Origin of the sequence: Streptomyces sp. NPDC001744, assembly GCF_042892575.1 — a bacterium.
Classification (GTDB): Bacteria; Actinomycetota; Actinomycetes; order Streptomycetales; family Streptomycetaceae; genus Streptomyces.
Genome location: NZ_JBIAUG010000014.1, coordinates 24,335 through 41,989 on the forward strand (window position 1 = coordinate 24,335; position 17,655 = coordinate 41,989).

A 17,655-nucleotide genomic window follows, 5' to 3' on the forward strand; every position below is an offset into this window, starting at 1 on the left:
ACACCGGCATCGAGCACTGACGCGCAGGACGAGCCGGGACCCGCACCTTGGGGTGCGGGGCCCGGCTCGTTGCACATTTCGATCATGCGTATGAACGCATGTTTCGGCGTTCGACCCGCCGCAGGAACCGCCGGTCGGCCGCACTCCCACTTTCGGTTCGGCTTGTCTCGCAATTATCCGTGCTGCACTTCTGCTGCGGGAATTCCTTGATATGCGCCGCATCGAGGAAGGTTCGCCGTGAACCGTACACGCACGCACAGCCGTCCCACCCGCACCCAGCAGCCCCGCGGCCGCACCCGCCCCCAGGGCGGAGGCCGCGCGCCCTCGGGCCCGCCGGCCGAGTTCGCCCTCCCCCGGACGGTCACCCCCGCGCTGCCGGCCGTCGAGACGTTCGCCGCGCTCGACCTGCCCGCCCCGCTGCTCTCCGCGCTCGCCGCCGAGGGCATGACGGTGCCGTTCCCGATCCAGGGCGCGACCCTGCCGAACACCCTCGCGGGCCGTGACGCCCTGGGCCGGGGCCGGACCGGCTCCGGCAAGACCCTGGCCTTCGGCCTCGCGCTGCTCGCCCGGACCGCCGGGAAGCGCGCCGAGCCCCGGCAGCCGCTCGCCCTGGTCCTCGTGCCCACCCGCGAGCTGGCCCAGCAGGTGACCGACGCCCTCACCCCGTACGCCCGCTCGCTCAGGCTGCGGACGACCACCGTCGTCGGCGGGGTGTCGATCGGACGCCAGACGCACGCGCTCCGCGCCGGTGCCGAGGTCGTCGTGGCCACCCCCGGCCGCCTCAAGGACCTCATCGACCGCGGCGACTGCGTCCTCGACCGCGTCGAGATCACCGTCCTGGACGAGGCCGACCAGATGGCCGACATGGGCTTCATGCCGCAGGTCACCGCGCTGCTCGACCAGGTGCGGCCGGAGGGCCAGCGGATGCTGTTCTCCGCCACCCTGGACCGCAACGTCGATCTCCTCGTACGCCGCTACCTGACCGACCCGGTCGTCCACTCGGTCGACCCGTCCGCCGGCGCGGTCACGACGATGGAGCACCACGTGCTGCACGTCCACGGCTCCGACAAGCAGGCCACCACGACGGAGATCGCCGCCCGCGACGGGCGCGTGATCATGTTCCTCGACACCAAGCACGACGTGGACCGGCTGACCCGGGACCTCCTCCTGAGCGGCGTACGGGCCGCCGCGCTGCACGGCGGGAAGTCGCAGTCGCAGCGCACCCGCACCCTGGCGCAGTTCAAGACCGGGCACGTCTCCGTGCTCGTCGCCACGAACGTCGCCGCGCGCGGCATCCACGTCGACAACCTCGACCTCGTCGTCAACGTGGACCCGCCCGCCGACCACAAGGACTACCTGCACCGCGGCGGCCGCACCGCCCGCGCGGGCGAGTCCGGCAGCGTCGTCACCCTGGTCACCCCGGCCCAGCGCCGGGGCATGGTCCGCCTCATGGCGGACGCGGGCATCCGCCCCCACGTCACCCAGGTCCGTTCCGGCGAGCCCGAGCTGCACCGCATCACCGGCGCGCAGGCCCCGTCCGGCGTCCCCGTCGTCATCACGGCCCCGCCGGCGGAACGGCGCCGCGACGGCGCCACCGGCCGCCCCCGCCGGAGCCGTCCCCGCCGGGCCCCCCGTCGCGCGGCGGCGTAGCCCGTCCCCGCGCGGGCGCCGGGGACCCACCGCCCCGGCACCGCGCGGCGGCCGGGACGTGTCCCGGGCCGGTCGCGCGTCCCGGTGCGGCGCACCCTCACTTCTCCGCAGGAGGCACCCGTGACACCGCTCCCCACGCAGTCCCGCCACGTCTCTCCCGACGAGGCGGCCACGCGGGCGGCCGACCACATGACCGTCGAAGTGGCCCTGTCCGTCATGGCCGGGTCCCGCACCGGGCGGCTGCTCGTCTGCGACGTCGACGGCGAGTCCACCGGCCTGGTCACCCGTGCCCAGCTCACGGCCGTCCGCGACGGCACCTCGTACACGGACCGGCTCCGGCTGCGGGACGTCGTCCTCGCGCCGCCCTGCTGAGCGGTCGCCGCCGGCCGCCCTTCCCCGGGCGGCCCCGGCCGGCCGTTCCCCCGGACGTTCTCCTCCGGTCCGTACGCCCCCCCGGCGTCCGGGCCGCACCCCTCCCGCTCCCCGCTCCCCGCTACCCCCTGAGAGGCATCATGCGCTGTGTCATCGCCCGTTTCCCCTTCGACCTGACGAAGAGCGGCGTGCTGGACTCGATGAAGGGCGTCAAGCCCGAGCCGGGTACCGGTGAGTTCGTGACCATCGGTCGCCGCCAGTACCCCGTGAAGCAGGTCGGCGAGGTCGTCACCCGCCAGGACCGGCGCGACTTCAGCGCCGGCGAGGTCGTGCGCGCCATGACCCGCCTCGGCTTCACCTGCGGCACGTTCCCCGTGGAGACGGCCGAGACCGTCTGACCGCCCCGCGCGGAGGAACGACGACAGGGCCCGACCGGCACGCCGGTCGGGCCTTCGTCGTCGGGTCAGTGGTCGGAGTAGCTGAAGTCGCCCACCGTCCAGGCGCTGACATCCGCGATCGCGACGCGGTACATTCCGCCGGTCTCGGGGATGCCCACCGTGCCCTGGAGGATCCGGGCGAGGTGGAAGTGAAGGTGCGTGGGGGGCTCTTCCCTCCGTTCGACGGGGCTGAAGACCTTGGAGAACTCCCCCAGCAGGGCGGAGTCCGTCAGGACCTCCGACACCCGCTCTCTCCAGAGCGCCTCCGGGGCCAGCCGCCCGGTGATGACCACGCCCCCCGCGACCACGGTCAGGGACATCTGGTTGCTCTGCCCGGACTCCACCGTGGCGGCAATGTCAACGAGCAGTTCGTCAGGCTTCGACATGAGAGCCGATTCTAGGCGGCGCGCCCTCCGGTGGTTGAATTTCCCCCGGGGCCCCGGTGCCGCGCGGCACCGGGGCCCCGAAGCGTTCCCTGGAAGAGGTGCAGATGACAGCGGACAATCCGCTCGGCGGCCGACTCGACGACGACGACTACCCGGCCTACACGATGGGCAGGGCCGCCGAGATGCTCGGCACGACCCCGGGCTTCCTCCGCGCCATCGGCGAGGCCCGCCTGATCACCCCGCTGCGCTCCGAGGGCGGCCACCGGCGCTACTCCCGCTACCAGCTGCGGGTCGCGGCCCGCGCCCGGGAACTCGTGGACCAGGGCACTCCGGTCGAGGCGGCCTGCCGCATCGTCATCCTGGAGGACCAGCTGGAGGAGGCCCAGCGCATCAACGCCGAGTACCGGCGGGCGGCGGAGGAGTCGGGGGCGGGGACGCCCGCCGGGGCGGGCCCGGCCGGGCGGACGGAACAGGCCGGGGACCGGGAGCCGGGGCAGGAGCCGGGCCGGGCGTCGGGTTGAGCCGTCCGCCGTACGGACGGCGGGGCCCCGCGTGCTCCGGGCCTCCCGGGGCCTCCCCGGGCGGCGGAGACCGGGGGGCCGGGAACGGTCCGCCGGGCGCCCCGCCGGAGTAGGCTGGGGGTTACCGGGAGTACCCCGTACACCCGCTTCCACGCGGACGTCGTTTCCGGCGATCAATACACTGGGCCGCTCCCCTTCGGCGCGGCCCGGGGACGGGTTCGTGCCATGTCCGCGACCATCGACCGGAGCGCCGTCCGCGCCCCCGTCGCCCCGCTTCCGGCCCGCCTGGCGTTCACGCCCGCGAGCCCTCTCCCCGGCCGTCTGGACGGTGCCTGGTGGCCCCGTTCGCGCGATCTGGCGGCCGAGCTTCCGGCGCTGGTGGACGCCCTCCGGGAACGCTGGGGCCGCATCACCCGCGTCGCGGTGCACCCCGCGCACTGGTCCGTCGTCCCGCACAAGGTCCCCGTCCGCGGGCACGCCGTGCACGCGGGCTGGTTCACGGAGCAGGACCCCGACAAGATCATCCTGCTCTCGTACGCGGTCGCCCGCTGCGACCTGCTCGTGATCCCGCCCGGCACCGAACCCGCCGCGGCGGCCCGGCTGATGGCCGCCGCCTCGACCCCCGGCGGGCACCGCACCGCGGGAACGCTGCTGTCCGACGAGGCCGCGGTCGACCGCGGCCTCCGGGACGCCCGGCGCGACGAGCGGTCCTGGGAGGACGACGGCGGGGCGACCCGCCCGTCCGCACCCCTCCCGGCCGTACCGCCGCCGCCCGCGCCGCTCCCGGTCACCGGGGGGCGGATGATCCCCCTGCGCGGCTGATCCCTGCACGGCCGATCCCCCTCCCGGCGGCTTCCGGAGGGGGATCGCGAGGACGCCGCCCTCGTCGCGCCCCCCTCCGGCGGAGCCCGGCGGGCTCACCGGGGCGCGCACCGGCCCGGGGCACGGACGCCCCTACTCCAGGCTCGTGCGCGCCAGTTCCAGGAACTCCGCCTCCGAGAGGCCCAGCGCGCGGGCGTCCGCCGCCGCCTCGCGGAGGCGGGAGACCAGGCGGGCGCGGTCGGGGGCACCGGCGCCGGGCACGACGAGGGCGCCCCGGCCCCGGCGGAGTTCGATCAGGCCCTCCTCGCGGAGCCGCTGGTAGCCGCGGAGGACGGTGTGGACGTTGACGCCGAGGGAGTCGGCGAGTTCCCGGGCGGCCGGAAGGCGTTCACCGGGCGCGACCGAGCCGTCGGCGAGGGCTCCCCGGACACAGGCCGCGATCTGGTCGCCCAGGGGGACGGCGGAGGCCGGATCGACGCGGAAGAGCACGGTCAGACCCTCCCACGCCGCTCGACGAGCGTGTTCAGCAGGGCGGCGGCGGTGCCCGCGTCGGGCACGGTGACCGCGAACTCGCGCCCGTCGTCCCGCCGTACGACGAGGGCTTCGCCGGACCGCAGCACCACGCCCGTGCGGCCCGGCCTCACCCGGTAGCCCCAGCCGCCGAAGTCCGCGAGGGCGTCCACGTCCCGGGCGGACGCGGAGGCGACCCGGTCGAGCGGGACGCGGACCCGGGGGCGGGGGACGAGGGCGGGCCGGACCGTGAGGCCCCGGCGGTCGACGGCGACCCGGACGCGGGCGAGGGCGAGCACCGGCACTCCGACGACCGGTCCGAGGAGCGCGAGCCAGGCGGCGGGCCACGGGGCGAGGAGCAGGACGACGGGGACGGCGACGAGGGCGAGCACCGCGAGGGCGGTGAGGGCCCGGGAGCCGGCGTCGCGGGACCAGCCGGCGACCTCGCTCTCCCCGAGCGGGAGCCGGGGCGCGTCGGCGGGGCCGGACGCGGGCTCCTCCCGGGGGACGAGCCGGGCCAGGGCCTGGCCCGCGAGCGCGCAGAGGGCGGCGGCGCCCGCCGCGACGGCGAGGTGGGTGAGCGGCGAGGCGACCCGGGCGGCCTCGGCGGCGTCCAGGTTGTCCCGCAGGAGGAGGACGAGCAGCGTCCCGGTGAAGCCGGCCGTCGCCCACGCGCCCCACAGCGAGGCGCGGCGGACGAAGAACACCCAGGCGGCGGCGACGCCGAGGAGCAGGGCCGCGCTGATCGCGGTGTACGCGGCCCGGCCGGTGAAGCCGTCGGCGCGGCCTCCGCCGGGGCCGAAGTGGGTGGCGAGGGGGTCGGGGAGCCGGTCGTACCAGAGGACGAGCGCCAGCAGGTGGACGGAGAACGCGAGGACGAAGGGGAGCGCGGCGAGCGCGCGGAGACGGAACGGTGAACGGTTCATGGGAACCTCCTTGTTCGCACTCTACTAGAACAATGCGCTCAGGGGGTACCGCGTGCGGCAGGGCTCCGGGGCGCGCGGCGGCCGCGCTGCGCGCTGCGCGCTTCGGGGCGCGGGGTGCGGGGTGCGGGGCGCACGGCGGCCGGGCGTCGCACACCCCTCGCCCGCCCCCGCGAGACGAAACGTCTTGCGGGGGACCGGCGGGCGCCGTACCTTAAACGAGACGAGACGTCTCGTCATCTTCCGCTCGCGTCCCGCCCAGGAGGCCGCCCTTGTTCCGTGTCCTGCTCACCGACGTCACCAAGCGCCACGACGGACCGCCCGCGCGGCCCCGGACCGTGTTCGACCGGGTCCCCCTCACCGTCCGGCCGGGTGAACGCCTCGGGGTCGTCGGGGACAACGGGTCCGGGAAGTCCACCCTCCTGCGCCTCCTCGCCGGGATCGAGGCCCCCGACCACGGGACCGTCGACGTCGTCGCGCCCGGCGGCCTCGGCCACCTCGGCCAGACCCTGGACCTCCCCCGGACGCCACCGCCGGGGACGCCGTCGACCACGCCCTCGCGGAGGTGCGGGAGCTGGAGCGGGCCGTCCGGGCCGCCGAGGCGGACCTCGCCGCGACCGGCGACCTCGACGGGTACGCCCGGCTGCTCGCCGCGTACGAGGCCCGGGGCGGCGCCGGGGCCGACCGGCGGGTGGAGACGACGCTGCGGCGGCTCGGGGAGCGCCGGCCGCTCGACCGCGCCCGGCCCCTCGGGACGCTCTCCGGCGGACAGCGCTCCCGGCTCGCCCTCGCCGCCGTGCTCGCCGCCGCACCCGAACTGCTGCTGCTCGACGAGCCCACCAACGACCTCGACGACGAGGCCGTGGCCTGGCTGGAGGAGCGGCTGCGCGCCCACCGGGGCGCGGTCGTCGCCGTCTCCCACGACCGCGTCTTCCTCGACCGGGTCGCCACCGCCGTCCTGGAGGTCGACGAGGACCGCCACACCCTGCGCCGCTACGGCAACGGCTACGCCGGCTACCTGGCCGGGCGCGCGGCCGAACGGGCCCGCAGGGCCCGGGAGTACGAGGAGTGGAAGGCCGAACTCGCCCGGTACACGGCCCTCGCGGACACGCGCATCGACCGGTTCTCCGCGATCCCCCGCAAGGCCCCGGCCGCGTTCAGCGGGGCCGGCGCCTTCCGGGCCCGGTCGCGGGCGCACGGCGCCATGAGTCGCGTCCGGGCCGCCCGCGAACGCCTCGCCCGGCTCACCGCCCACCCCGTGCCCGCGCCCCCGGAACCCCTCCGGTTCCGCGCGCGCCTCGCGGGCGGGGGCGCGTCCGTGGACCTCGTGGACGTCCGGGTGGAGGGGCGACTCCGGCTCGGCGCCCTCCACCCCGACGCGGGCGAACGGCTCCTGGTCACCGGCCCGAACGGCGCCGGGAAGTCCACCCTCCTGAAGGTCCTCGCGGGCGAACTCGCCCCGGACGGCGGCACCGTGCGCCGGCCCGCCCGGGCCGGGCTGCTCCGCCAGGAGACGGACCCGCCCACCGACCCCCGTACGGTGGGCGAGGCGTTCGGAGCGGACCGCACGGACGAACTCCTCGCCCTCGGCCTCTTCTCCGCCCGCGACCTGACGACCCCCGTCCGGCACCTGTCGGTCGGACAGCGCCGCAAGCTGGAGCCGGCCCGGCTCGTGACCTCACCCGCCCACCTGCTCCTCCTCGACGAGCCGACCAACCACCTGGCCCCGGGCCTGGTGGAGGAGATCGAGGCCGCGCTCGCGTCCTACCGGGGCACGCTGGTCGTCGTCAGCCACGACCGGCGGCTGCGGGAGGGCTTCCGGGGCCGCCGGCTGGAGCTGGCCCCGGAGGCCGCCCCGACGACGGCCTAGTCGTCGGAAGAATCCTCCAGGTCCCCCTCCGTCTCCAGGAACACCTGCCGCAGCGCGGCGAGCGTCTCCGGGTCCGGCTTCTCCCACATGCCCCGGGACTCGGCCTCCAGGAGCCGTTCCGCGATGCCGTGCAGGGCCCAGGGGTTGGCCTCCTTCAGGAACGCCTGGTTCTCCGGGTCGAGGACGTACTCCTGCGTCAGCTTGTCGTACATCCAGTCCGCGACCACGCCCGTCGTCGCGTCGTACCCGAAGAGGTAGTCGACGGTCGCCGCCAGCTCGAACGCGCCCTTGTAGCCGTGGCGGCGCATCGCCTCGATCCAGCGCGGGTTGACCACGCGGGCGCGGAAGACGCGGGAGGTCTCCTCGACCAGGGTGCGGGTGCGGACGGTCTCCGGGCGGGTCGAGTCGCCGATGTACGCCTCGGGGGCCGTGCCCCGGAGCGCGCGGACGGTCGCGACCATGCCGCCGTGGTACTGGAAGTAGTCGTCGGAGTCCGCGATGTCGTGCTCGCGCGTGTCCGTGTTCTTCGCGGCCACCGCGATCCGCTTGTACGCGGTCTCCATCTCGGCCCGCGCCGGGCGCCCTTCGAGCCCGCGCCCGTACGCGTAGCCGCCCCACACCGTGTACACCTCGGCGAGGTCGGCGTCCGTGCGCCAGTCGCGCGAGTCGATGAGCTGGAGGATGCCCGCGCCGTACGTCCCGGGCCGGGAGCCGAAGATGCGGGTCGTGGCGCGCCGCTCGTCGCCGTGCTCGGCCAGGTCGGCCTGCGCGTGCGCCCGTACGTAGTTGTCCGAGGCCGGCTCGTCGAGGCCGGCCACCAGCCGTACGGCGTCGTCCAGGAGGCCGATGACGTGCGGGAACGCGTCCCGGAAGAAGCCGGAGATGCGCAGCGTGACGTCGACGCGCGGACGGCCGAGTTCGGTGAGCGGGATCGGCTCCAGGCCGTTCACGCGGCGCGACGCCTCGTCCCACAGCGGGCGGACGCCGAGCAGGGCGAGGGCCTCGGCGACGTCGTCGCCGGCGGTGCGCATCGCGCTCGTGCCCCACAGGGAGAGGCCCACGGAGGTCGGCCAGTCGCCGTTGTCGGCGCGGTAGCGCTCCAGGAGCGAGTCCGCGAGCGCCTGGCCGGTCTCCCAGGCGAGCCGGGAGGGGACGGCCTTCGGGTCGACCGAGTAGAAGTTGCGGCCGGTCGGCAGGACGTTGACCAGGCCCCGGAGGGGGGAGCCGGACGGGCCCGCCGGGACGAAACCGCCGTTCAGGGCGTGCACGGCGTGCGTCAGCTCGTCGGTGGTGGCGGCCAGGCGCGGCACGACCTGCTCGGCGGCGAAGCGCAGCACGGCCCGCACGTCGGGGCCGTGGCCGGCCGCGACCGACTCGACCGCCTCCACCACCCAGTCCGCCGCCTCCATCGCCTCGACCAGCTCGCGCGCCTCCGCCTCCGCCTCGTCGGCGGTGGTGCGGGTCGCGGCCGACTCGTCCAGGCCCAGGGCCTCGCGCAGGCCGGGCAGGGCCTGCGTGCCGCCCCAGATCTGGCGGGCGCGCAGGATGGAGAGGACCAGGTTGACCCGGGCCTCGCCGGCCGGGGCGCCGCCGAGGACGTGCAGGCCGTCGCGGATCTGGGCGTCCTTGACCTCGCACAGCCAGCCGTCGACGTGCAGCAGGAAGTCGTCGAAGCCGTCGTCCTCCGGCCGCTCCTCCAGACCCAGGTCGTGGTCGAGCCGGGCGGCCTGGATCAGGGTCCAGATCTGGGCGCGGATCGCGGGCAGCTTCGCCGGGTCCATGGAGGAGATCTGCGCGTACTCGTCGAGCAGCTGCTCCAGGCGCGCGATGTCGCCGTACGAGTCGGCGCGGGCCATCGGCGGCACCAGGTGGTCGACCAGGGTCGCGTGCGCGCGCCGCTTGGCCTGCGTGCCCTCGCCCGGGTCGTTGACCAGGAACGGGTAGACCAGCGGCAGGTCGCCGAGGGCCGCGTCCGGGCCGCAGGAGGCGGACAGGCCGGCGTTCTTGCCGGGCAGCCACTCCAGGTTGCCGTGCTTGCCCAGGTGCACCATGGCGTCGGCGCCGAAGCCGCCGTCCTCGGCGCGGGCCGCGATCCAGCGGTAGGCGGCCAGGTAGTGGTGGGACGGCGGGAGGTCGGGGTCGTGGTAGATCGCGATCGGGTTCTCGCCGAAGCCGCGCGGCGGCTGGATGAGGATCAGGAGGTTCCCGCGCCGCAGGGCGGCGAGCACGATGTCGCCCTCCGGGTTCCGCGACCGGTCGAGGAACATCTCGCCGGGCGCCGGGCCCCAGTGCTCCTCGACGCGCGTGCGCAGCTCCTCGGGGAGGGTGGCGTACCAGCGCCGGTAGTCGGCGGCCGGGATGCGGACCGGGTTCCTGGCCAGCTGCTCCTCGGTCAGCCAGTCCTGGTCGTGGCCGCCGGCCTCGATGAGGGCGTGGATCAGCTCGTCGCCGTCGCCCGAGACCAGACCGGGCAGTTCCTCGGCGGGGCCGAAGTCGTACCCCTCCCCGATCAGCCGGCGCAGCAGGGCGACGGCGGAGGCGGGGGTGTCCAGGCCGACGGCGTTGCCGATGCGGGAGTGCTTGGTGGGGTACGCGGAGAGGACGAGCGCGATCCTCTTCTCGGCGTTCGGGATGTGCCGGAGGCGGGCGTGCCGCACGGCGATCCCGGCGACGCGGGCCGCGCGCTCGGGGTCCGCTACGTAGGCGGGCAGGCCGTCCTCGTCGATCTCCTTGAAGGAGAACGGGACGGTGATCAGGCGCCCGTCGAACTCGGGGACGGCGACCTGGCCCGCGGCGTCCAGCGGGGACAGGCCCTCGTCGTTCTCCTCCCAGGCCGCGCGGGAGCCGGTCAGGCACAGGGCCTGGAGGATCGGCACGTCGAGCGCGGCGAGCGCGCCCGCGTCCCACGCCTCCTCGTCGCCGCCCGCCTGCGCCTCGGCGGGCTTGGTGCCGCCCGCCGCGAGGACGGTGGTGACGAGGGCGTCGGCGGCGCGGAGGGTGTCGATCAGCTCCGGCTCGGGGGCGCGCAGGGAGGCCACGTACAGCGGGAGCGGCCGGGCCCCGGCGTCCTCGATCGCGTCGCACAGGGCGCCGACGAAGGCGGTGTTGCCGCTCATGTGGTGGGCGCGGTAGTAGAGCACGGCGACGGTCGGGCCGTCGGTGGCCTTCGGGGTGCGCTCCAGCGGGCCCCAGGTGGGGGCGGCGGCCGGCGCCTCGAAGCCGTGGCCGGTGAGCAGGACGGTGTCGGAGAGGAAGCGGGCCAGCTGCTCCAGGTTGGCGGGGCCGCCGTGCGCCAGGTACGCGTGCGCCTCGGTGGCGACGCCGACGGGCACGGTGGAGACCTCCATCAGCTGGGCGTCGGGCGCCTGTTCGCCGCTGAGCACGACCACCGGCTTCCCCGAGGCGCGGATCGCGTCGAGCCCGTCCTCCCAGGAGCGGAGGCCGCCGAGGAGCCGGACGACGACGAGGTCGGCCCCGTCGAGGAGGCCGGGGAGGTCGGCGAGCGGGAGCCGGGCCGGGTTGGCGAACCGGTACGCGACCGGGCCGCCGGCCGCGCGGGCGCTGAGCAGGTCGGTGTCGGAGTGCGACAGCAGCAGGAGCATGGCGAGGCAGGCCTTCCTCGGGGTTGTCCGCGCCCCGGGTGGTCGTGTGGGTTGGGGCCTCCCCTTGCTCGAGCGAAGCCGAGAGCTCGGGGAAGGGAGTTCCTGACTCACCGCCCCGAAAGCGCCGGGCCGGTTCACAGTGGCGGGACCGCGCCGGAATCTCACCGGGCTTCCTCCCCGGGGTCCTGGAACCCCATGCCGCTTGCATCCTAGATCGTGGGCTCCGGGAGCCGGGAGGGCCGGGCGGATCCCACCCGGCCGGGGACCCCGGCCCCGCCCGCCCGAAACCCGGAAGACGCCCCGGGACCCGCTTGGCCAAAACCCGGAAGACACCCCGGACCCACACGTCCCGAACCCGGAAGACACCCCGGACCCACCCGCCCCGAACCCGGAAGACACCCCGGACCCACCCGCCCCGAACCCGGAAGACACCCCCGGACCCACCCGCCCCGAACCCGGAAGACACCCCCGGACCCACCCGCCGGGCGCCCGGGAGTCAGGCTGATCACACCCGGCCGGCAGCCGGTTCCCCGTGGGTATGCTCGCCGCCATGCCGCCCACCCCGTCCCCGACGCCCGACCCCGGCGCTCCCCGCGTACGGGACCGGGGCGACGCCTGTCCCGGGGCGCTGCGCCTGCACTCCGCCGACGACGGCCTCCTGGCCCGACTGCGGCTGCCCGGAGGCCGCCTGACGCCCCGTCAGGTGGAGGCCCTGGCGGACGCCGCGGAGACCCTGGGCGACGGGCGGATCAGCGTCACCTCGCGCGGCAACGCGGAGCTGCGCGGCCTGGCGGAGGGCTGCGGGGCGGAGCTGGCGCCGCTCCTGACGGAGGCGGGCCTGCTGCCCTCCCCCACCCACGAACGCGTCCGCAACATCGTGGCCTCCCCGGCCGCCGGACTCGACGGACTCGGCCACGCCGACGTGCAGTTGTGGGCCCGCGAGCTGGACGAACGGCTCTGCGCCGCGCCCTGGGCGGCGGCGCTCTCGGGCCGCTTCCTCTTCGTCCTCGACGACGGCCGGGGCGACGTCACCGGCCTCGGCGGCGATGTGACCTTGGTCGCAGCGGCCCCGGACGCCGCGCTCCTGCGCCTCGGCGGCCGCACCGTCCGCGTCGCCGCCGCCGACGCCCCGCGCGCCGCGCTCGCCGCCGCCCGCGCCTTCCTGTCCGCCGCCCGCGAGGCCGGTACGGGCGCCTGGCGCGTCCGCGAACTGCCGGAGGGGCACGACGTGGACGTGCGGGAAGCGCTCGCGCGGGCCGGGATCGCGGCGGAGGACGGACGGGAGCCGGTCCCGCCCCGCGCGGCGCCCCCCGCCCCCGGCCCCCTCGGCGCCTCCGCCCTCCACGTCCTCGCCCCCCTCGGCCGCCTCACCGCCGCCCAGCTGCGGGCCCTGTTGCCCGCCGGCGAGGTGCGGCTCACGCCCTGGCGCGGGGCCGTCGTCACCGGGACGGACCCCGGACGGCTGCCCGCCCTGGAGGCGCACGGCCTGATCACCCGGCCCGGCTCCCCCTGGGCCGGCGTCAGCGCCTGCACCGGGCGGCCCGGCTGCGCCAAGTCGCTCGCGGACGTCCGGGCGGACGCCGTACCGGGCTCCCCCGGCCTGCCCGTCCACTACTCCGGGTGCGAGCGGCGCTGCGGCCGTCCGCACGGCGACTGGATCGACGTCCTCGCCGTCCCCGGCGGCGGCTACCTGGTGAACGGCGCCCCCACCCCCCGCACCTCCCTGCCCGAAGCCGTGGCCACGGCCCGTACGACGAGATGAGCGAGAGCAACAGGATGTTCGACTACGAGAAGGACGGGACGGAGATCTACCGCCGGTCCTTTGCCACGATCCGCGCCGAGGCGGATCTCACGGGCCTGCCCGCCGACGTCGCCCAGGTGGCGGTCCGGATGATCCACGCCTGCGGCATGACCGACCTCGTCCGGGACATCGCGTACTCGCCGGGCGTCGTCGCGAGCGCCCGCGCCGCGCTCCGGGCGGGCGCGCCGATCCTCTGCGACGCGCAGATGGTCGCCAGCGGCGTCACCCGCAAGCGGCTGCCCGCCGGCAACGACGTGGTCTGCACCCTCTCCGACCCGGCCGTGCCGGACCTCGCCGCCGAGCTGGGCACCACCCGTTCCGCCGCCGCCCTGGAGCTGTGGCGGGACCGCCTCGAAGGCTCCGTCGTCGCCATCGGCAACGCCCCCACCGCCCTCTTCCACCTCCTGGAGATGGTCGCGAAGGGCGCGGGGAGGCCCGCCGCCGTCCTCGGCATACCGGTCGGCTTCATCGGCGCCGCCGAGTCCAAGGACGCCCTCGCCGCCAACACCCTCGGCCTCGACCACCTCGTCGTCCGGGGCCGGCGCGGCGGCAGCGCCATGACGGCCGCCGCGATCAACGCCCTCGCGCACGAAGCGGAGATCCAGCAGTGACCGGGAACACCGTCGGCAAGCTGTACGGCGTGGGCCTCGGCCCCGGCGATCCGGACCTCCTCACCCTCGCCGCCGTGAAGGCCATCGCCGAGGCCGACGTGGTCGCGTACCACTCGGCCCGCCACGGCCGCTCCATCGCCCGCTCGATCGCCGCCCCGCACCTGCGCGAGGACCACGTCGAGGAGCGGCTGGTGTACCCGCTCACGGTGGAGACCACGGACCACCCCGGCGGCTACCGGGGCGCCCTGAACGACTTCTACGAGGAGGCGGCGGCCCGCCTCGCCGCCCACCTGGACGCGGGCCGCACCGTCGCGGTCCTCGCCGAGGGCGACCCGCTCTTCTACGGCTCGTACCAGCACATGCACAAGCGGCTCGCGCACCGCTACGACACGACCGTCGTCCCGGGCGTCACCTCGGTGAGCGCCGCCGCCGCCCGGCTCGGCGAGCCGCTGTGCGAGGCGGAGGAGGTCCTGACGATCGTTCCCGGCACGCTCCCGGAGGACGAGCTGACGGCCCGGCTCGCGGGCACCGACTCGGCGGTCGTCATGAAGCTCGGCCGCACCTTCCCCACCGTGCGGCGGGCCCTGGAGCGGGCGGGCCGCCTGGAGGACGCGCGGTACGTGGAGCGGGCGTTCATGGCGGGCGAGCGGACGGAGCGCCTGGCGGAGGTGGACCCGGAGTCCGTCCCGTACTTCTCGGTCGCCGTGCTGCCCTCCCGCATCGACCAGGAGCCCCCCGTACGGGACCGGGGCGAGGTCGTCGTCGTCGGCACCGGGCCGGCGGGCGCGCCCTGGCTGACCCCGGAGTCGCGCGGGGCGCTGCTCAACGCGGACGACCTGGTCGGCTACACCACCTACCTGGACCGGGTGCCGGTCCTGCGCCCCGGGCAGCGGCGGCACGGCTCCGACAACAAGGTGGAGTCGGAGCGCGCCGAGTTCGCCCTCGACCTGGCCCGGCGCGGGCACCGGGTCGCGGTCGTCTCGGGCGGTGACCCGGGCGTCTTCGCGATGGCGACGGCGGTCCTGGAGGTGGCGTCGGAACCGGAGTACGCGGACGTTCCCGTACGGGTCCTCCCGGGGGTGACCGCCGCCAACGCGGCCGCCGCCGCGGCGGGCGCCCCGCTCGGCCACGACTACGCGACGATCTCGCTCTCCGACCGGCTCAAGCCCTGGGACGTCATCGCGGACCGGCTGCGCGCGGCGGCCGGGGCGGACCTGGTCATCGCCCTCTACAACCCGGGCTCGAAGTCCCGCACCCACCAGGTGGCGGCCGCCCGCGAGCTGCTCCTGGAGCTCCGCTCCCCCGACACCCCGGTGGTCGTCGCGCGCGACGTGGGCGGCCCGGAGCAGTCGGTTCGGGTGCTGACCCTGAAGTCCCTCGACCCCTCCGAGGTCGACATGCGCACCCTGCTCCTGATCGGCTCGTCGCAGACGCGGACGGTGGAGCGCCCGGACGGCCGCACGCTCACGTGGACGCCGCGCCGGTACGGCTGAGCCGGCCCTCCAGTACCAGGGCGGCGGCCTCCCCGGGGGTCGTCGCCACCGGGACGCCCTCCGGGACCGGGGGGCGGCGCACGACGACGACCGGGACGCCGGCCTCGCGGGCGGCGGTGAGCTTCGGGGCGGTGGCCGCGCCGCCGCTGTCCTTGGTGACCAGGACGTCGATCCGGTGGCGGCGCAGCAGGCCGCGTTCGCCGTCGAGGGTGAAGGGGCCCCGGTCGAGGAGGATGTCGGCGCGGGCCGGCACCGGTCCGTCCGGGGGGTCCACCGAGCGGACGAGGAACCACTCCGGGCGCGCGGCGAAGGCGGCGAGGCCCATGCGGCCGGTGGTGAGGAAGACGCGGTCGCCGAGGGCGTCGAGGGCGGCGGCGGCCTCGTCCAGGGAGCCCACGTCGCGCCAGTCGTCGCCCTCCTCCGGGACCCAGCCGGGACGGCGCAGCGCGAGCAGGGGAACATGGGTGGAGGCGGCCGCACGGGCCGCGTGGAAGCTGATCCGCTCGGCGAAGGGATGGGTGGCGTCGATGACCGCGTCCACCGCGTGCTCCCGCAGCCACGCCGCGAGTCCTTCGGCGCCGCCGAAGCCGCCGATCCGGACCTCGCCCTCGGGCAGCCGGGGCCGGGCGACCCGGCCCGCGAGCGAGCTGGTGACCCGGACGCGGGGGTGGAGCAGTCCCGCGAGGGCGCGGGCCTCGGTGGTCCCGCCGAGAACGAGTACGTGCACAGGAGCCCCTTCGTGAGTTCAGGCGGCGGGCGCGAGGCCCAACTCAAGCACACCGGCCTGCGGCCGGGGTGGACGACCGGTGCCTGTGCGACGGCGGCGACGACCGCCGCGTACACGGCCCTGCTCACCGGGGACTTCCCGGACCCGGTGACGATCGCGCTGCCGAAGGGGCGGACGCCGTCGTTCGCGCTGACCGCCGAGTCCCTGGGTGCCGGTACGGCCATGGCGGCCGTGACCAAGGACGCGGGCGACGACCCGGACGTCACGCACGGCGCCGTGATCCGCTCGACGGTACGGCTCCTTCCGCCGGGTTCCGGCGTCGTCTTCCGGGCGGGCGAGGGCGTCGGCACGGTCACCCTCCCCGGGCTGCCCCTCGACGTGGGCGAACCGGCGATCAACCCGGTGCCCCGGCAGCTGATGCGGGAGCACGTGGCGCGGGTCGCCGCCGCGCACGGCGGCACGGGCGACGTCGAGATCACGATCTCCGTCGACGACGGCGCCGAGATCGCCCGCTCCACCTGGAACCCCCGGATCGGCATCCTCGGCGGCCTGTCGATCCTGGGCACGACCGGGGTCGTCGTCCCGTACTCCTGTTCGGCCTGGATCGACTCGATCCGGCGGGGCGTGGACGTGGCCCGCGCGGGCGGCCTCACGCACGTCGCCGGCTGCACCGGCTCGACCTCGGAGCGGACGGTGACGGACCTGTACGGCCTGCCGGAGATCGCCCTGCTCGACATGGGCGACTTCGCGGGCGCGGTCCTGAAGTACGTCCGCCGCCACCCGGTGGACCGGCTGACGGTCTGCGGCGGCTTCGCGAAGCTCTCCAAGCTCGCGGCCGGCCACCTGGACCTGCACTCGGCCCGCTCCCAGGTCGACAAGGGCTTCCTGGCGGACCTGGCCCGTACGGGCGGCGCGTCCGAGGCCCTGGCGGCGGAGATCGCCACCGCGAACACGGGCCTGGCCGCCCTCCGCCTCTGCGAGGCCGCCGCCGTCCCCCTGGGCGACCTGGTCGCCGTCCGCGCCCGCGACGAGGCCCTGGCGGTCCTGCGGGGCGCCCCGGTCGCGGTGGACGTGGTCTGCGTCGACCGGGCGGGGACGGTGGTGGGGCGGTCGCCGGTGCGGGGGGCGGGGGCGTAGGGCGGATCGGTCCGTCAGACCTTGACGACGACGATCCGGTCCGGAACCAGCTTCTCCAGGTCGTCCACGTCCGACGTGAAGACCGTGACGTCGCCCGCCTGCTCCCGGGCGACGACGGCGAGGACGGCGTCGATGGCGTACTTGTGCCCGTGCAGTCCGGTGTCGGCCAGGAGGCGGCGGGCCCGGCGGGCCTCGTCCCTGCCGATGTCCGCGACCCGGACACGGGACAGCACCCAGTCCCAGCGCTGCTCGGTCGTCCTGCCGTCGTACGCCTCGACGAGGGTCAGGGGGGAGGTGATCACATCGGCCTCCCCGCGGGCGGCCAGGTCGAGGCGGGCGATCATCACGCGGTCTCCCCGGACCGCGAGCGAGAGCGCCTCACTGTCCAGGACGAAGACCCGGGGCCGCCGGTCCGTCCGCTTCGTCACGCGGCCTCACCCGTGCGCGCCTCCCGCGCCCGCCGACGACGTTCGTGCTCGGCGTCGAGCTCGTCCAGCTCGGCGTGCGCGCCGGCCCGCTCGGCCGCCGTGACCGGCCCGTGCTCCTCCTCCAGCCAGTCGACCAGTTCCCGCAGCCGGTCGCGGTCGCGACGCAGCCGCAGCGCCTCCGCGACGTACGCCGACAAGCCGTGCTCGGCCGCCTCGGCGCGGACCTCCTCCAGGAGGTCCTCCGGAATCGTCACCGTCACCTTCTTCGTGGCCATACTCACGACCATACTCTCCGTACGGAGCGCCGTACCGGTTTTCGGTCCACGTGCGACTCCGGTCCCCCGCCCCTAGGCTTGCCGACGAAC

The 17,655-nt window shown here is 75.9% G+C and carries 16 protein-coding genes, 1 pseudogene and 1 riboswitch; of the genes and pseudogenes, 10 read left to right on the top strand and 7 right to left on the bottom strand.

The window, feature by feature from the left end; all coding sequences use genetic code 11:
• Positions 1-237 precede the first annotated feature (237 nt).
• The 3 genes from ACFYZY_RS18040 to ACFYZY_RS18050 all read left to right on the top strand — a co-directional run bounded on the left by ACFYZY_RS18040 (position 238) and on the right by ACFYZY_RS18050 (position 2,420).
• A complete protein-coding gene (locus ACFYZY_RS18040; RefSeq protein ID WP_388694861.1) occupies positions 238-1,650 on the top strand; it encodes a DEAD/DEAH box helicase in 1,413 nt (470 codons plus the stop codon).
• Between the two features lie 120 nt (positions 1,651-1,770).
• Entirely contained in the window at positions 1,771-2,022 is a 252-nt protein-coding gene (locus ACFYZY_RS18045; RefSeq protein ID WP_388694863.1) for a CBS domain-containing protein, read from the top strand.
• 140 nt (positions 2,023-2,162) lie between these two features.
• A complete protein-coding gene (locus tag ACFYZY_RS18050; protein ID WP_388694865.1) occupies positions 2,163-2,420 on the top strand; it encodes an SCO5918 family protein in 258 nt (85 codons plus the stop codon).
• Between the two features lie 65 nt (positions 2,421-2,485).
• On the opposite strand, the gene ACFYZY_RS18055 is transcribed toward ACFYZY_RS18050, so the two are convergent.
• On the bottom strand, positions 2,486-2,845 hold the full coding sequence (locus ACFYZY_RS18055; protein ID WP_388694868.1) for a hypothetical protein: 360 nt from the start codon (positions 2,843-2,845) through the stop codon (positions 2,486-2,488).
• A 104-nt stretch (positions 2,846-2,949) separates the two neighbouring features.
• On the opposite strand from ACFYZY_RS18055, the gene ACFYZY_RS18060 reads away from it, so the two are divergent.
• Together ACFYZY_RS18060 and ACFYZY_RS18065 are read left to right on the top strand one after the other, a co-directional pair.
• Entirely contained in the window at positions 2,950-3,366 is a 417-nt protein-coding gene (locus tag ACFYZY_RS18060; protein WP_388694871.1) for a MerR family transcriptional regulator, read from the top strand.
• 225 nt (positions 3,367-3,591) lie between these two features.
• Entirely contained in the window at positions 3,592-4,188 is a 597-nt protein-coding gene (locus tag ACFYZY_RS18065) for a DUF5994 family protein (protein ID WP_388694873.1), read from the top strand.
• Between the two features lie 132 nt (positions 4,189-4,320).
• On the opposite strand, the gene ACFYZY_RS18070 is transcribed toward ACFYZY_RS18065, so the two are convergent.
• Positions 4,321-4,677: a GntR family transcriptional regulator gene (locus ACFYZY_RS18070; RefSeq protein WP_388694875.1), complete on the bottom strand. Its 357-nt coding sequence runs from the start codon at positions 4,675-4,677 to the stop codon at positions 4,321-4,323.
• Between the two features lie 2 nt (positions 4,678-4,679).
• The gene (locus ACFYZY_RS18075; RefSeq protein WP_388694877.1) at positions 4,680-5,624 is read right to left on the bottom strand and encodes a DUF1648 domain-containing protein; all 945 of its coding nucleotides are present in this window, start codon (positions 5,622-5,624) and stop codon (positions 4,680-4,682) included.
• A gap of 269 nt (positions 5,625-5,893) precedes the next feature.
• Here ACFYZY_RS18075 and ACFYZY_RS18080 point away from each other — a divergent pair.
• Positions 5,894-7,491: pseudogene (locus ACFYZY_RS18080) on the top strand (ABC-F family ATP-binding cassette domain-containing protein).
• Here ACFYZY_RS18080 and cobN read toward each other — a convergent pair.
• Positions 7,488-11,093, bottom strand: a complete 3,606-nt coding sequence (gene cobN, locus ACFYZY_RS18085; protein WP_388694880.1) for a cobaltochelatase subunit CobN — start codon at positions 11,091-11,093, stop codon at positions 7,488-7,490. The pseudogene ACFYZY_RS18080 and the gene cobN sit on opposite strands and share 4 nt — an antisense overlap.
• Positions 11,094-11,170: 77 nt before the next feature.
• Positions 11,171-11,305, bottom strand: a riboswitch (cobalamin riboswitch).
• Between the two features lie 326 nt (positions 11,306-11,631).
• Here cobN and ACFYZY_RS18090 point away from each other — a divergent pair.
• From ACFYZY_RS18090 to ACFYZY_RS18100, 3 genes are read left to right on the top strand one after another with little or no spacing between them, the layout of a single operon-like run.
• Positions 11,632-12,855 carry a cobalamin biosynthesis protein CobG gene (locus tag ACFYZY_RS18090; RefSeq protein WP_388695168.1) on the top strand — a complete coding sequence of 408 codons (1,224 nt, stop codon included), beginning with the start codon at positions 11,632-11,634 and terminating at the stop codon, positions 12,853-12,855.
• Positions 12,852-13,505: a precorrin-8X methylmutase gene (locus ACFYZY_RS18095; protein WP_388694883.1), complete on the top strand. Its 654-nt coding sequence runs from the start codon at positions 12,852-12,854 to the stop codon at positions 13,503-13,505. Before ACFYZY_RS18090 ends, ACFYZY_RS18095 begins: the two co-directional genes overlap by 4 nt.
• Complete coding sequence (locus ACFYZY_RS18100) at positions 13,502-14,998, top strand: precorrin-2 C(20)-methyltransferase (protein ID WP_388694885.1); 1,497 nt, start codon at positions 13,502-13,504, stop codon at positions 14,996-14,998. Before ACFYZY_RS18095 ends, ACFYZY_RS18100 begins: the two co-directional genes overlap by 4 nt.
• Here ACFYZY_RS18100 and ACFYZY_RS18105 read toward each other — a convergent pair.
• On the bottom strand, positions 14,970-15,725 hold the full coding sequence (locus ACFYZY_RS18105) for a cobalt-precorrin-6A reductase (RefSeq protein WP_388694887.1): 756 nt from the start codon (positions 15,723-15,725) through the stop codon (positions 14,970-14,972). The genes ACFYZY_RS18100 and ACFYZY_RS18105 overlap by 29 nt on opposite strands.
• 12 nt (positions 15,726-15,737) lie before the next feature.
• Here ACFYZY_RS18105 and ACFYZY_RS18110 point away from each other — a divergent pair, with 12 nt between their 5' ends.
• Positions 15,738-16,862, top strand: a complete 1,125-nt coding sequence (locus ACFYZY_RS18110) for a cobalt-precorrin-5B (C(1))-methyltransferase (protein ID WP_388694890.1) — start codon at positions 15,738-15,740, stop codon at positions 16,860-16,862.
• A 14-nt stretch (positions 16,863-16,876) separates the two neighbouring features.
• Here the strand turns inward: ACFYZY_RS18110 and ACFYZY_RS18115 are convergent, their stop codons facing one another.
• On the bottom strand, positions 16,877-17,290 hold the full coding sequence (locus ACFYZY_RS18115) for a PIN domain-containing protein (protein WP_388694892.1): 414 nt from the start codon (positions 17,288-17,290) through the stop codon (positions 16,877-16,879).
• A complete protein-coding gene (locus ACFYZY_RS18120; RefSeq protein WP_388694895.1) occupies positions 17,287-17,565 on the bottom strand; it encodes a CopG family transcriptional regulator in 279 nt (92 codons plus the stop codon). Before ACFYZY_RS18120 ends, ACFYZY_RS18115 begins: the two co-directional genes overlap by 4 nt.
• Positions 17,566-17,655 lie beyond the last annotated feature (90 nt).